At 70.7% G+C, this 14,038-nt stretch carries 10 protein-coding genes; 6 read left to right on the forward strand and 4 right to left on the reverse strand.

Annotated elements, in window-relative coordinates; translation table 11 throughout:
• Positions 1–2: 2 nt before the first annotated feature.
• Complete coding sequence (locus NR798_RS13730; protein ID WP_375771910.1) at positions 3–2,756, reverse strand: hypothetical protein; 2,754 nt, start codon at positions 2,754–2,756, stop codon at positions 3–5.
• A 360-nt stretch (positions 2,757–3,116) separates the two neighbouring features.
• On the opposite strand from NR798_RS13730, the gene hemN reads away from it, so the two are divergent.
• The 4 genes from hemN to NR798_RS13750 all read left to right on the forward strand — a co-directional run bounded on the left by hemN (position 3,117) and on the right by NR798_RS13750 (position 8,453).
• A complete protein-coding gene (gene hemN, locus NR798_RS13735) occupies positions 3,117–4,445 on the forward strand; it encodes an oxygen-independent coproporphyrinogen III oxidase (RefSeq protein ID WP_375771911.1) in 1,329 nt (442 codons plus the stop codon).
• Between the two features lie 2 nt (positions 4,446–4,447).
• A complete protein-coding gene (locus NR798_RS13740) occupies positions 4,448–5,035 on the forward strand; it encodes a hemerythrin domain-containing protein (RefSeq protein WP_375771912.1) in 588 nt (195 codons plus the stop codon).
• Entirely contained in the window at positions 5,032–5,412 is a 381-nt protein-coding gene (locus NR798_RS13745; protein WP_375771913.1) for a response regulator, read from the forward strand. Before NR798_RS13740 ends, NR798_RS13745 begins: the two co-directional genes overlap by 4 nt.
• Before the next feature lie 92 nt (positions 5,413–5,504).
• Positions 5,505–8,453 carry an SNF2-related protein gene (locus NR798_RS13750; protein WP_375771914.1) on the forward strand — a complete coding sequence of 983 codons (2,949 nt, stop codon included), beginning with the start codon at positions 5,505–5,507 and terminating at the stop codon, positions 8,451–8,453.
• A 72-nt stretch (positions 8,454–8,525) separates the two neighbouring features.
• Here the strand turns inward: NR798_RS13750 and NR798_RS13755 are convergent, their stop codons facing one another.
• On the reverse strand, positions 8,526–10,844 hold the full coding sequence (locus NR798_RS13755; RefSeq protein ID WP_375771915.1) for an RCC1 repeat-containing protein: 2,319 nt from the start codon (positions 10,842–10,844) through the stop codon (positions 8,526–8,528).
• 312 nt (positions 10,845–11,156) lie between these two features.
• Between NR798_RS13755 and NR798_RS13760 the strand changes: the two genes are divergently transcribed.
• Entirely contained in the window at positions 11,157–11,609 is a 453-nt protein-coding gene (locus NR798_RS13760) for a hypothetical protein (protein WP_375771916.1), read from the forward strand.
• A gap of 3 nt (positions 11,610–11,612) precedes the next feature.
• Here NR798_RS13760 and NR798_RS13765 read toward each other — a convergent pair whose 3' ends face one another.
• Positions 11,613–12,053: a DoxX family protein gene (locus NR798_RS13765; RefSeq protein WP_375771917.1), complete on the reverse strand. Its 441-nt coding sequence runs from the start codon at positions 12,051–12,053 to the stop codon at positions 11,613–11,615.
• Positions 12,054–12,184: 131 nt separating this feature from the next.
• On the opposite strand from NR798_RS13765, the gene NR798_RS13770 reads away from it, so the two are divergent.
• Positions 12,185–12,868 (forward strand): RNA polymerase sigma factor, encoded by a 684-nt coding sequence (locus NR798_RS13770; RefSeq protein WP_375771918.1) that lies wholly within the window; start codon positions 12,185–12,187, stop codon positions 12,866–12,868.
• A gap of 10 nt (positions 12,869–12,878) precedes the next feature.
• On the opposite strand, the gene NR798_RS13775 is transcribed toward NR798_RS13770, so the two are convergent.
• Positions 12,879–14,033: an oxygenase MpaB family protein gene (locus NR798_RS13775; protein ID WP_375771919.1), complete on the reverse strand. Its 1,155-nt coding sequence runs from the start codon at positions 14,031–14,033 to the stop codon at positions 12,879–12,881.
• Positions 14,034–14,038 lie beyond the last annotated feature (5 nt).

Raw genomic sequence — 14,038 nt, forward strand, 5'->3', positions numbered from 1 at the left:
ACTCAACGAACACCGCCTCCGGAAACCGATGGGCTGGCCCCGGCAATGGCCCTCGGTTCCCCCGCTTCCTGGGGAGCCGGAACCAGGCTCGGAGGGAGCGCGGAGCCAGCAGCGGAGGGCTGGCCGGCCAGCCAATGGATGACATTCATTCCGAACAGCGCGTTGCGGAAGGCGGTGCCATAGGCGTTGAAGGCCAGGGATGCGGCATACGTGGCGTAGTCGGCGGAGCCGCCGTCATTGAGCACCGCCGAGTCCCCCAGGAGGACGATCCTCGCGCCCGCTCCTGGCCCCCAGCTCGTCTGGATGGCCATGGCGTACCGCTCCAGGGGAACCGCGCCTCCATAGCCATCCAGCCGGTGTGGCGCCCGCCCGATGGTGGGCCGTACCCCTTCAATCAAGGGCAGCCGCTGAGTGATCCCCTCTGGGGCCGGTTCCGCCCAGGCGAGGAACGCCCCCGAGAAGATGCCGACCCCCGGCGGCCGGAACAGCACCGAGTCCGTCAGGGTACAACCGGGGGAACCGCTGGCACAGGACGGCGTCATCACGTCCTGGAGCACGGGATGCGCGCTGGCCGCCTGGGTCGCCCGTCCCACGACGTTCTCGCTGAAGCATTCCGCGTCGGCGAGCGCCACCCCGGTCAGCGCATCGAGGTCCAGGTTCTCATTCCAGATACGGCCGGAGTCCCACCCATCCCCGTCGCGATCCGAGCCCCGATGGTTGGCGATGAAGAACAGCGAGCCGCCCCCGTGGAGGTAGCTCCGCAGCACGGACTTCTCCTCCTCGGAGTAGGGCGCCTGCGGCTCGGGGATGACCAGGACATGGACTCCCCGCAGCTCCCGCTCGCTCAGCGTCTCCACCGTCTTCGTGTTGCCGGTTCCCGTGGCGCGCACCTCGTACCCCGCGTGGTAGAGCTGCCAGGCCCAGTCGGTGTAGTCCCCGTTCTCCGTGATGATCCAGTGACCTGTCGAGCCCGCCTTCTGCCTCTTGGTCTGATCGAACAGCACGACCCGCCCGTTCGCCTCCGGAGGCGCCACCCCGACGAAGGGGAAGCTGGCGCCATAGCGGCTCTGGAGCCCGCCAGAGACCAGGGGCTCGGCATTGGCCCTCCCCGGTGACGGGTCCGCATGTTTGAAATCCGCCCGATTGAAGTGTGTATCCACACCGAAGCGCGAGAACGAGGTGGCGGGCGAGGACGGCTCCTCCGGGGCAAGCCCTTCCCCCTGACGGAAGGCGTTCACCATCTCCGGCAGGTCCGGAGACCAGCGCAGCGAGTCGACGATGATCCGCCGCTTCGCGTCGATCCAATACACGAGCATGACCCCGGCGCTCTGGTTGTTGCCCAGCCAGTCCCACTCGGAGGCGCCCACCCCGTCGCAGCGCAGGCTCGGCTGGTGCAGGTCCGCGCAGTGCACCTCCTGGTGGGGCACCAGGCCCCCAAAGGCCTCTGGCAGACGCGGTGAATCCGCCACGACGAAGAACCCGCCCTCGGGGACGCTCCCGGCGAGCTCGACGAAGTTGCGCTGCCCTCCGTGCGACCCCGTGCCGCCTCCATTCATGGCGATGAGCTCATACGTGCCGGGGCCCGCCCGCCAGCGCTGGCCCGCCAGCGCCCAGCTCTCGACGAAGCTGTTCTCGTCCTTGAAGCCATTCGTGTTCGGCATCACCTCCTGGAGGCGCGGCCGGAGCGCCCCGGGCAGGCGGGTGCCGTCGTCGTACCAGAGCTCCTCGTTCGCGCCACCGGGCGTCACCGAGGCGACCAGGAAGTCCTCATGGTTCGCATCGAGGTCCACCCGCCCCACGCGCGACAGTCCCCAGACAGGATCCGCGTTCACCGGGTAGGGCAGCCCCGGCGCGGGCAGTTCCTCCCCGACTCCCGTGGTGACGGGCGATGGGCTCTCCCACCAGGACTCCCGTGGGGAGGCACCCGAGGGGTTGTAGTGCACGGAGTCCACCACCTCGGGAAGGTCTCCGGGCTCGTGGGGATCATCCATCACGAGCGTCACCCCCGAGCCGGAAGCGGTGGGCAACCAGTCCCCACCGTCGTACGCCACCCGCACGTCCACCGCGACCTGGGTGGAGCGATCTCTCGCCAGCACCGAGTCGACGTTCGAGATGAGGAGGTACCCATCGGACGCAATGCGAGTCCCCGCCGGGAGCACGTGCTCGCGCACCGGCTCGTGACCGCGGAAGATCCGCACCTTCATCCCGGACACGGAGAAGCCGGGCGGCCCCTGGAGCTCCAGGAACGCAGGGGCGGCTCGCTCCCCTGATTCCTCATCTCGGACATAGCGGAGCTCGCTGATCCTCAGCCCCTTGAAATGGGGATTCTGGTGACAATTCCCGAGCAGGGCGCGACCTTGGGCCCGCTCCTGGAAGCGCGCCAGGAGAAGTCGGTCCTCCGGGCTGACAGCCTCCGCCTCGAGCTCGGTGAGCAAGCGGCCGCCCTCCCTGTCGCGAGCCTCCTCCACCCACGGCTCCCCCGGTGCGCAGGCGCCATGGAACTCCTCCCATGCGCTCAAGAGTTGCCGGGCATGGGCCTCCCGAGCTCCGGCCAGTTGGATCCACCGCTCACGTGCGGGCAGCAGAGGCTCGGCCATGGGCTGGGCCACGGGCTGCGTCCGGAACCCGAGTGCGAGCATCGCGGTGAGCCCCAACACGCAGGCGACGAGCAGGGTGACGAGCAGGCCCCAAAGAGCCAGACCTCCCCGGGTGCTCCGGGAGACCGGATGCGTGCTGTGTCGATCCATGGATGACATGGAGCCCCTCCTGGGCCATGCGCTTGCCGCCTATCTGGGCTGAGTGCCGGAGCGGGGAGCGTCACGAGCCGCCAGGAGCCGTCGTCATGAGGCGCCCTCATGAGGTGTCAAACACCTCGTTCCGGGACGCCCTCGAGAAGGCCTAGATGGATTGGGCCGGCGTCCGGGCAGGCGTGAGGGCCGCGGGCCCGCTCCCAGGTCGCGCCGGGCCCGCGCAACCCTTGCGCTCGGACGCAGCCCTTGCACCCGGAAACCCCGTCGGGACGGGGGTTTCCGAGGGCACGGCGTTGGCACGGTGCTTGGAATGGCCAGGGAGCGATGGTCGCCTCCCGCCACATTCCAACCCCCTCCGAGGAGCTGATGCGCCGGTACGACGTCGCCGGCCCCCGGTACACCAGCTACCCCACCGTCCCCGAGTGGAAGCAGGACTTCGGCACCGAGCACTACGCCGAGCGGCTCGACGCGGCGGGGAGCGTCGGCCCCGAGCAACCCCTCTCCCTGTACGTCCACCTGCCGTTCTGCCGCAGCCTCTGCTGGTACTGCGGGTGCAACGTGGTCATCTCCCAGGACCGGGGCGCCGCGGACGTCTACATCGACCATGTCCTCCAGGAGCTGGACCAGGTGGTGGAGCGGCTGGGCCGCCGGCGCACGCTGTCCCAGGTCCACTGGGGCGGTGGCACCCCCACCTTCCTGACGGAGCCGCAGCTGGAGCGCCTGTGGAGTGGCATCACCCGGCGCCTCTCGCCGCTGCCGGACGCGGAGGTGGCCATCGAGGTCCACCCGGCCATCACCACGCCCGCCCAGCTCACCCTGCTGCGGCAGCTCGGCTTCAACCGCGTCTCCATGGGGCTGCAGGACTTCGATCCGAAGGTGCAGGAGGTGACCAACCGCCACCAGCCCTTCGCGCAGACGCACGCCCTGCTGGACCACGCCCGGAGCCTCGGCTTCTCCGGGGTGAACTTCGATCTCATCTACGGGCTGCCGTACCAGACGCCGGAGAGCTGGGAGCGCACGCTGCGCCAGATATTGGAGCTGCGGCCGGACCGGCTCGCCGTCTACTCCTTCGCCTTCATCCCGGACGTGCTCAAGCACCAGAAGCGCATGCCGGCCGAGGCCCTGCCGGACGCTCGCACCAAGCAGGGACTGTTCCGCGCCGCCTGGGCGGCCTTCGTGGACGCGGGCTACCTGCCCATCGGCATGGACCACTTCGCCGTCCCCGAGGACGAGCTGGCGCTCGCCCAGCAGCGGCGCGCGCTGGGGCGCAACTTCCAGGGCTACACGGTGAAGGCGGCGCAGGACGTGGTGGCGCTCGGCTCCACCGGCATCAGTGACGTGGGCGGGGCCTACGCGCAGAACGTCCGCGCCCTGCCGTACTACTACGAGCGCGTGCGCGAGGGCCGCTTCGCCACCGAGCGCGGCATCCACCTCACCGAGGACGACCGCCGCCGCCGCGCCATCATCACCCAGCTCATGTGCAACTTCTGGGTGGACCTGGGCGAGGACGGCACGCGCGACTTCGCGCTGGAGTTGGAGCGGCTCGAGCCGCTCGAAGACGATGGGCTGGTGCGGCGGGAGGGCAGCCAGCTCGAGGTAACCCCCCTGGGGCGGTTGTTCGTGCGCAACGTGGCGATGGTGTTCGACACCTACCTGCGCCGGGCCGAGCGGCCCCGCTTCTCCCGGACGGTGTGAGCATGGACGCCATCGATATTCTCGTGAATGAGCATCGCCACATCGAGCGCGTCATGGATGTGCTCGAGCGGGCCGTGGAGTACGGCCGTGGAGGCGGGGATGTGTCCCCGGTGCTCTTCGAGCGCGCCGCTCACTTCCTGCGCACCTACGTGGACGGCAGCCACGACGCGAAGGAGGACGAGGTGTTCCAGGCCATCATCTCGCGAGGGCTGCCCTCCAGCGAGGGCATGCTGGCGGCGCTCTCCGCGCAGCATGCGGTGGGGCGGGAACTGGCGGCGGAGCTGGGCGCGGCGGTCCGGGCGGTGACGGATGGTGTGATGGCGCGCGAGGAGCTGTACGCCCTCGCCGAGCGCTATGTGCGCCTGCACCGGGGCCACACGGAGGCCGAGGAGGTCCGGTTCTTCCCCATGGTGCGGCGGCTGCTCTCAGTGGATGTCATGGAGCGGGTGCGGGCGAAGTTCGCGCGCATCGAGGCCGCGCATGGCCCGCTGGCCGACGCGGCGGATGCCCTGGAGCTGGCCTTCCCCCTGCCCATCCCCACCACGCGCCGCACGGGCAGCGTCCGTCCCCATCCCTGGATCGGGCGATGAACACCCTGAAAGCCGTGAGGCGCATCCTGGTGGTGGACGGCGAGCCCGTGGCCATGGGAGCGCTGTGTGATCTCCTGTCGATGGATGGCTATGTCGCGGTGGGCCTGTGCGAGCCGGACGAGGCCGTCCGGCGCCTGCGCAGCGAGCTCTTCGACGCGGTCATCACGGATGTGGTGCTGCCCGGAGGGCAGGGCCTGGAAGTGGTGCGCACGGCCCGCGAGCTCCGGCCGGGCGCGCCGGTGCTGGTGGTGACGGGGCAGGTGAACTCGCTGGCGTCCGAGGCCGCTCGGGCGCTGGGAGCGAGCCGGGTGCTCGGCAAGCCGCTGCGCTACGAGACGCTCGTCTCCGCGCTGCAGCGCTGTCTCCAAGGCGGCTGAGTGGCCGGAGGGGCGTGTTGTTTCCCAGGCGCCTGGGGGGGCACATCGGCGTTGCATGGCGCTTCCTCGGAGCGTAGGGAGTCCCATCTCCCATGTCCGCGACCGCTCAACTGCTCGAAGCCGTTCGAAAGGAAGCCCGCCCCGGTATCTGGACCACCGGGGTGACCCTCTCCCGTAACGGGGCTGTCTCGCTCCAGTCCCAGAAGCCCACGGAGCTGGAGCTGAGGGTCAAGGCGCCGGGCCGCCCGGTTGCACTCACGGTCACCCTGTACCCCAATGACGCGGTCTGGGAGTGCGACTGCCCCGGCCGGGTGGACCCGTGCGAGCACGTGGTGGCGGCCGCCATCTTCGTCCAGCAGGCGGAGAAGCAGGAGACGCCGCTGGAGACGGTCGCCAAGAAGTGGTCCCGCGTCGTCTACCACTTCACCCGTGTCTCCGGCGGGCTGGAGCTCCACCGCACGCTCGCGCACCCCGATGGGAAGGAGGAGCCCCTCGAGGACAGTCTCGCCGCCCTGGTCGCCAGGCCGGCGAAGGCCGCGACCCTCCAGGTGGAGCAGTCGGATCTCCTCGCGGATCGTCTCCTGGAGAAGCGCATCCGGGGCGCGCTCCCTCCCGAGCGGCTGGACGCGCTGCTCCAGGTGCTCCAATCCGCGCGCAATGTCCTGCTCGATGGGCGGCCCGTCGCCGTCTCGGACGAGGTCGTCTTTCCCCGGGCGCTCGTCGAGGACCGAGGCGGCCAGTTGGTGGTGACGGTGGCGAAGGATCCCCGCGTCGTCGACGTGGTGAGCCCGGGGGTCGCGCTGCTCGGAGATGCGCTGGCGCGCCTGGGCGAGACCGCGATGACGGGGCCGTGGCTCCAGAACCTCCCGGTCGTCCGGACCTTCGCGGCCGAGCAGATGGGGGAGATCACCTCGAAGGTGCTCCCGGAGCTGGGTCGCCGCATGCCGGTCGAGGTCCGCAGCAAGCGTCTGCCGGCCATCGATCGCGACCTGAAGCCGCGCATCCTGCTGGAGCTCAATCAGCTCGAGTCCGGGCTGTCCGTCTTCCCCACGCTCGTCTACGGGGCGCCGCCGTCGGTGCGGATCGACAACGGCCGCATGGTGTACTTGCGCGGGGCCGTTCCCCTGCGCGACGAGGCAGCGGAACAGCGGCTGCTCCATTCGCTGCGGGACGAGCTGAACCTGGTGCCCGGCCGGCGGCTGACGGTGCAGGGCCAGGAGATGGTGCGCTTCGCGGACAAGATCCGCCGCTGGAGGGGTGACCTCTCCGGCGACGCCGCGGGCATCGTGAGCCCGAACGTCAAGCTCCGGCCGAAGCTCGAGGTGCAGTCCACCGTCACGGGGCCCGGGATTCCCGACGTGCGCTTCACGCTCGAGTTCCAGGTGGAAGGGGACAAGGGCACCACGCACACCGTGGACGCGGCGGCGGTCATCCGCGCGTGGAACGAGGGGTTGGGGCTCGTCCCCCTGGAGGGCGGCGGCTGGGCGCCCCTGCCTCGCGCCTGGTTGGACAAGAACGGGCAGCGCGTCGCGGACCTCCTGGCCGCGCGCCAGGCGGATGGCCGGGTCTCCAACCACGCCCTGCCCGAGCTGAGCGCGCTGTGCGAGACGCTCGAGCAGCCGCCTCCGCCGGGGCTCGACAAGCTGGCGCCGCTCGTCGAGGGCTTCGAGAAGCTCCCAGCGCCCACCCTGCCGGAGGACCTCACCGCGACGCTGCGCCACTACCAGCAGCAGGGCGTGAGCTGGCTCGGCTTCCTCAAGAGCGCGGGCCTCGGCGGAATCCTCGCCGACGACATGGGCCTCGGAAAGACGCTCCAGACCATTTGCGTGCTGGGCTCGCGCACGCTCGTCGTCTGTCCCACCAGCGTGCTCCCCAACTGGGCCGCGGAGCTCAAGCGCTTCCGCCCGTCGCTCAAGGTGTGCGTGTACCACGGGCCCGGCCGCGCCCTGGACGAGGCCGCCGATGTGACCATCACCACGTACGCCATCCTCCGGCTGGACGCGGCCGTGCTCGGCGGGCGCACCTGGGACGCGGTCGTGTTGGACGAGGCCCAGGCCATCAAGAACCCCGAGAGCCAGGTGGCCCGCGCGGCCTTCGGGCTCCAGTCCCATTTCCGGCTGGCGCTGAGCGGTACGCCGCTGGAGAACCGGCTGGAGGAGCTCTGGAGCCTGATGCACTTCACGAACCCGGGCCTGCTCGGAGGACGCCGGCAGTTCGAGGAGAAAGTGGCCCGGCCCATCTCCGACGGGAGCGCCGAGGCGGCGCAGCAGCTGCGCAAGCGCATCCGGCCCTTCGTCCTGCGCAGGCTCAAGCGGGATGTGGCGCCCGAACTGCCGCCGCGCACCGAGTCCGTGATGCACGTGTCCCTGGATGAGAAGGAGCGCTCCGTCTACGACGCGGTGATGGCCGCGACGCGCGCGGAGGTGGTCGCCCTGCTCAACGAGGGCGGCAGTGTGCTCAAGGCCCTGGAGGCCCTGCTCCGGCTGCGCCAAGCGGCCTGTCACCCGGCGCTCGTCCCGGGCCAGCAGGCCAGCTCGTCGTCGAAGGTGCAGACGCTCGTGGACGCGCTCGGCACCGCGGTGTCCGAGGGCCATAAGGCCCTAGTGTTCTCGCAGTGGACCTCGCTGCTCGACCTCATCGAGCCGCACCTCAAGTCGTCCGGAATCGTCTTCGATCGTCTGGACGGAACGACGACGAATCGCGGGGACATCACCGCGCGCTTCCAGACCCCCGAGGGTGCGCCGGTGCTGCTCATGTCGCTCAAGGCCGGTGGAACGGGCCTGAACCTCACCGCGGCGGACCACGTGTTCCTGATGGACCCGTGGTGGAACCCGGCGGCCGAGGCGCAGGCGGCGGACCGCGCCCACCGCATCGGCCAGGAGCGTCCGGTGATGGTGTACCGCCTGGTGTCGCAGGGCACGGTGGAGGAGCGGATCCTGGGGCTCCAGGAGAAGAAGCGCGCCCTCTTCGAGGCCGCCCTGAGCGAGGCGGCGGGCGCGACGGCCATCACCCGCGAGGACCTGCTCGAGCTGTTCTCCTGAGCCCCTCGCGTGCCGCTCCGGGATGGCCCGGGCACACCTGTTCATCCGGTGTGCACGGGTTCCCGTGAGCCCTCAGGGCATGGCCGGGCAGTGCTCCGCTTCCGAGGCGCGGTGATCCCGGGACGGCATTCCCGTGAAGCGGCAGGGCAGCAGCACGCGGGCCGGGGTGGTGTGGAGGCTCGACACCCCGTCGCCGATCTGGTCGGACGCATTGCTGCCCCAGGCCATGACGGTGCCGTCCTCGCGCAGCGCCAGGACGGTGGACCTGCCCGCGGTGAGGGCCGTCACCCCCGCGAGCTCCGGGCGCTGGACGGGGGTGGTGTAGTGGGCCTGCTCCGTGTTGGCCACCTGGCGGTAGTCATTGCCGCCAAAGCCCCACACCGTGCCGTCCTGGCGCACCGCCAGGGAGGTGCCCTCGGCCGCCGTGATGCCCCTCACGTCCGTGAGGCCCGGCACGGGGGCCGGGGTGTACCGGGTCACCAGCGTGCCATCCCCGAGTTGGCCATACCAGTTGGCGCCCCAGGCCCAGACGGTGCCGTCCTCGCGCAGCGCCAGGGCGTGCTGAGAGGCCGCCGAGAGCGCCACCACACCCGTGAGGCCCGGCACCTGCGCCGGGGTGGGGTTGGCGGTGTAGTTGGCGGGCCGCCCGAGCTGGCCCGCCGAGTTGGAGCCCCAGCCCCAGACCGTGCGGTCCGCGCGCACCGCCAGGACGTAGTAGTCGCCGCCCGCGAGGGCCACCACGTCCGTCAGGCCCGGCACCTGCGCCGGGGTGGGGTTGGCGGCGGAGTTGGCGGGCCGCCCGAGCTGGCCATACCTGTTCGCGCCCCAGGCCCAGACGGTGCCGTCCTCGCGCAGCGCCAGGGACTGCTCGCCCGCGGCCCCGATGGCCACGACGCCCGTGAGACCCGGCACTTGCACCGGAGCGGTCTGGGACCCGGTCCCGGGTACGCCGAGCTGGCCGCGGAAGTTGGAACCCCAGGCCCAGACGGTGCCGTCCTCGCGCAGTGCCAGGGAATGGGAGGTACCGGCCGAGACGGCCACCACCTCCGAGAGGTTCAGCACCTGCACCGGAGTGGCCCGCCGGGTACGCGTCCCGTCACCGAGTTGCCCATCATGGTTGCTACCCCAGGCCTGGACGGTGCCGCCCGCGCGCAGGGCCAGGACATGGCTCCCACCGGCGGAGACGCTCGTCGCGTTCGAGAGGCCCAGCACCTGCACGGGCGTGGGACGGAGGTCCGTCCCGGTTCCCAGCGCGCCGGCACCGTTGCTACCCCAGGACCAGACGATGCCGTTCTTGCTCAGCGCCAGGGGGTGCCCGCCCGCCACCAGGGCGATCACGTGTTCCACCCCCTCCACCTGCCGCGGCGTGTGGCGGCCGGACGTTGTCCCATCCCCGAGCTGGCCGCTGAAGTTGGGACCCCAGGACCAGACGGTGCCGTCCTCACGCAGTGCCATGGAGAAGCTGCGGCCAGCGGCGAGCCCGGCCACGCGCTCGAGGCCCGGCACCGGCGCCGGGGTGAAGTCGGTGATGAACCCGGTCGTCCGCCCGAGCTCGCCGGCGAAGTTGGAACCCCAGGACCAGACGGTGCCGTCCTCGCGCAGTGCCAGGACATGAGATTCGCCCGTCGAGAGGGCCACGACCCCCGTGAGGCCCGGTACCTGCTCCGGGGTGGGGTTGGCGCCGTAGCTCTCGGGCCGTCCGAGCTGGCCGCTGAAGTTGGAACCCCAGGCCCAGACGGTGCCGTCCTCGCGCAGTGCCAGGGAGTATTCCCCATGCGCCGTGAGGGCCACGACGCCCGTGAGGCCCTGCACCTGCGCCGGGGTGGGATCAGGGTAGGGGCCGGAGGGCCGTCCGAGCTGGCCCTGCCAGTTGTCACCCCAGGACCAGACAGTGCCGTCCTCGCGCAGCGCCAGGGTGTGGGTCATGCTCGTGGCGAGGGCCACGACGCCCGTGAGGCCCGGCACCTGCACCGGGGCCATGTCGAAGAAGGGGGTGATGGGCCGTCCGAGCTGGGCCCGCATGTTGTCACCCCAGGACCAGACGGTGCCGTCCTCGCGCAGCGCCAGGGTGTGCAGCGTGCCGGCCACGACGGACTTCACCCGATCGAGGCCCACCACCTTCACCGGAAGGGAGCGGTTGCGGAGCGTCCCATCTCCGAGCTGGCCATACGTGTTCGCGCCCCAGGCCCAGAGGGTGCCATCCGCATCCAGCGCCAGGGAATGGCCACTGCCGGCCGCGAGCACGCCTCGCAGGGGCGCGTCCCACCCCCGGCCCCGAAGGCCCGGGTCCTCGAGGGCCGCGCGCGACATCTGGGGTGACGCCGGGCTCCGCGACTGCTGTTCCTCACGGGCACCGCAGCCGGTCATCATCACGGCCGTGAGCAATGCCATCCATAGGGCTCTCATCTGGGTATTCCTTTCCGCTGGCATGGGGGTGCCTCACGAGCGCGCGCTCGTTCACGTCCGTGTGGCGTTGGGCCCCTGAGCAGTTGGCGTGCCAATGTTCCGGTGGGCGCAACCCCCTGGAATCACCGGCTGCCTGTCTGCTCACCAGGGGAGCGGTGACGAATTTTGTCCGGGCGTGTGACCGGATTTGTCGCGAGGGTCTCGCGAGCCGGGTTGTCCGCTGCCTGAGCGGCCCCCAGGGACGCCGAGACCCTCATGCGGGAATCCAGGAGGCGCGACCTGGTGTAGAGAGGCGGCATGGCCGACAAGCGCCGCTTCGACCTCTTCGCCCAGTTCATCACCGAGCGGTTCCCCGCTCCGCGCATCTATGACATCGCGGGAGGGCAGGGCCGGTTGAACGAGGCCTTGTCCAAGCTGGGCCGCACGGTCACCACCTTCGATCTGCGCCACAAGCATCTGCCCGTCCGCTACGCGCAGCGCATGTTCACCCTGGAGGAGCCGTGCGAGGCCGACCTGCTCGTGGGCATGCACCCGGACGGGGCGACGCGGATCATCATCGAGTACGCGGCCAAGCACCGGCTGCCCTTCGCCGTGGTGCCGTGCTGCTCGGACAACAGCATGCCGTACAACCCGTGGCGCCGGTACCTGGCGGACCTGGCGCGCGAGCTCGGCTTCCCTCACGTGGAGGAGCAGGAGCTGCCCATGGAGGGCCGCTCCCTCGTCGTCCTCGGGGACTTCTCACCCCGGTAGGCGTCACGCGTGGCTTCGGGCGGGCCTCAGTGCCTCGGCCCGGGGCCGCTCCCGCGCGGAGGCGGGCGCCCGCGCCTCGGACAGGCGGGCCAGGGTGAAGGCCCCCACCGCCATGACGAGGTCCCTCACCGCGATGTCGAAGTACTTCCCCGTGGTGAGCAGGTTCAGGGCAATGCCCACCAGCCATGCCGAGACGACGTAGGCGCCCACGCGCGTCAGCTTCGACAACACCAGGAGTCCCGCGGCCACCTCGATGATTCCCACCGCGTGCATGAAGGTGCTGGCGGGAAGGACGCGGGAGACGAGGGGACTGAGGTACTGCTCCCAGTCCGTCAGCAGGTTGAAGAACTTGTCGAGCCCCGCGACGATTGGCACCACGCCAAACGCGAGCTTCAGGGCCCACCAGGACTGGTTCAGACGGCGATCGTTCAGATGGCTCTCCATGTCGATGACCTCTCATCCTCGGGCAGCACCGTTGCCGCCATGGGATGGGAGTCGCGAGGCCAGGAAGAGGTGACACGCCGGGGGGGCTGTCACGTCCGGGCCGCCCGCCGCATCTCATGCGCATGGAGACGATGACAGGACAGATGACCAGCCAGGCGGCCATGGGCTCGCCATCCGATGAGGAGCTCGCCCGCCGGGTGGGGGAGGGCGAGACGGCGCTGTTCGAGGTGCTGATGCGCCGGTGCAATACACGGGTGTACCGGGCCGTGCGCGCGCTGCTGCGGGACGAGGACGAGGCCGAGGACGTGATGCAGCAGGCCTACGTGCTCGCGTTCACGCACCTGGAGCAGTTCAAGGGCAACGCGAGATTTTCGACGTGGCTCATCCGCATCGCGGTGAACGAGGCGCTGCAGCACTTGCGGAAACGGAGCCGGCTGGTCTCCATCGATGGCGGTGCGGACGATGAGCGGGAGGCGAGCATGAAGCGGGTGGAACGACACACGCCCGACCCCGAGCGGCAGGCCGCTGAGCGCGAGTCCGTCCGGCTCCTGGAGGCCACCCTCGACACGTTGCCGGCCACCTACCGGATGGTGCTCATGCTGCGGGAGGTGGATGGGCTCTCGACCGCGGAGACCGCCGAGGTGCTGTCGGTGAGTGAGGACGTGGTGAGGACAAGGCTCCACCGGGCCCGGGCGCTCCTCCGGGAAGCGCTGGAGCACCGGCTCGGTGGCCAGCTCGAGGAGGTGTTCTCCTTCCAGGCTCCGCGGTGCGACCGCGTGGTGGCCGTGGTGATGTCCCGTCTTGGGATGCACTGACGGCGGCTTCTCACCTCGGGAGGTGCTCGGGCATGTCGTAGGTGGCGTCGGCTCCGCCCAACCCCATCGAGACGGCATTGCGCCAGTAGGCCATCCCGGCGTTCAGCGCCAGCATGTCCACGCCCGGCACCCGCCGCAGCAGCTGGCTGGTGCCCGACACCACCACCCGCAGCAGTGGCACCACCAGTCTCCAGGCGTTGCGCGGGTAGCCGAGCGCGTCCGCGTACTCGTCCCCGATGAGGTGGCGCGAGATGCCGTAGCCGAGCTCGACGGCCCGCTCCGCTCTGGAGAGCTCCTCCGGCGTGCGCGCCTGCAGGCGAGGGCTCTGGAGGAGTGCGTCGGCCAGGGCCCTCGCGTCCTCGTCCGGTAGCGCCTGCGTGCGGGTGATCAGCCCCCAGAGCGTGCGGGCCTCGGACTCGGTGGCGGAGAGCAGCTCCTCGCGCACGCCGAGCACATAGCCGGTGTAGCGCCACAGGTGCAGCAGATCCTCCGTCTCGTCCGGCGGGAGCGGCACCCCGAGGCTCCGCAGCCCATCCACCACCACGAGGCTGAAGAGCATCACCGTGCCCGCCATGTCGAGCTGGTTGATGGGCATGCCCCAGGCCCGCGCGTTCCACCGGGGCGAGCCCTCGAGCAGGCGCCGCACCTGCGCGTGCATCAGCCGCACCCGGACCGCCGAGGCGAAGCCCGGTGCGCCCGGCCGCATCCCCCCCGGCAGGCACACCGCCTCCACGAAGTGGCTCGTCTCGGAGAGCCGGCGCGGGGCGGCCGTCTTGAGCCGGCCCGAGAAGGCGAGCGGCTTGTTGCCCGCGGGCGAGCAGTAGCCCAGCACGAGCGACCGGAACGCGAGCACGAAGCCGCCGAAGATGCCCGTGCGCAGGAAGGCCGCGCCGCCCCGGTCACAGCGCTCTTCGTCCACCCAGAAGGGGACATGGTGGATGTGCTCGGAGAGGCGGAGCAGCGGCTCCGGTGCGGACGATGGCAGGACTCCCCCCGTCAGCTGGCGCAGCAACTCCTGCCGGCGTGGGGGTGGGAGCGTGGAGAGGACCGCGGCGGCCTCGTCGGCGAGAGGATCTCCCTCGCCGAGCATGGCGCCGAGGCGCTCCACGCGGCTTCCAAACTGGCGGCGGGCCTGCTCCTGGTGGACGTAGCGTTCGGGAAACATCCGCT

Source organism: Archangium gephyra (genome assembly GCF_042230915.1).
Taxonomy (GTDB): Bacteria; Myxococcota; Myxococcia; order Myxococcales; family Myxococcaceae; genus Archangium; species Archangium gephyra_B.

Excerpts from the sequence above, each read along its gene's own strand:
- NR798_RS13730 (WP_375771910.1), bottom strand. The coding sequence starts at position 2,756 with ATGTCATCCATGGATCGACACAGCACGCATCCGGTCTCCCGGAGCACC.
- hemN (WP_375771911.1), top strand. The coding sequence starts at position 3,117 with ATGCGCCGGTACGACGTCGCCGGCCCCCGGTACACCAGCTACCCCACC.
- NR798_RS13740 (WP_375771912.1), top strand. The coding sequence starts at position 4,448 with ATGGACGCCATCGATATTCTCGTGAATGAGCATCGCCACATCGAGCGC.
- NR798_RS13745 (WP_375771913.1), top strand. The coding sequence starts at position 5,032 with ATGAACACCCTGAAAGCCGTGAGGCGCATCCTGGTGGTGGACGGCGAG.
- NR798_RS13750 (WP_375771914.1), top strand. The coding sequence starts at position 5,505 with ATGTCCGCGACCGCTCAACTGCTCGAAGCCGTTCGAAAGGAAGCCCGC.
- NR798_RS13755 (WP_375771915.1), bottom strand. The coding sequence starts at position 10,844 with ATGGCATTGCTCACGGCCGTGATGATGACCGGCTGCGGTGCCCGTGAG.
- NR798_RS13760 (WP_375771916.1), top strand. The coding sequence starts at position 11,157 with ATGGCCGACAAGCGCCGCTTCGACCTCTTCGCCCAGTTCATCACCGAG.
- NR798_RS13765 (WP_375771917.1), bottom strand. The coding sequence starts at position 12,053 with ATGGAGAGCCATCTGAACGATCGCCGTCTGAACCAGTCCTGGTGGGCC.
- NR798_RS13770 (WP_375771918.1), top strand. The coding sequence starts at position 12,185 with ATGACAGGACAGATGACCAGCCAGGCGGCCATGGGCTCGCCATCCGAT.
- NR798_RS13775 (WP_375771919.1), bottom strand. The coding sequence starts at position 14,033 with ATGTTTCCCGAACGCTACGTCCACCAGGAGCAGGCCCGCCGCCAGTTT.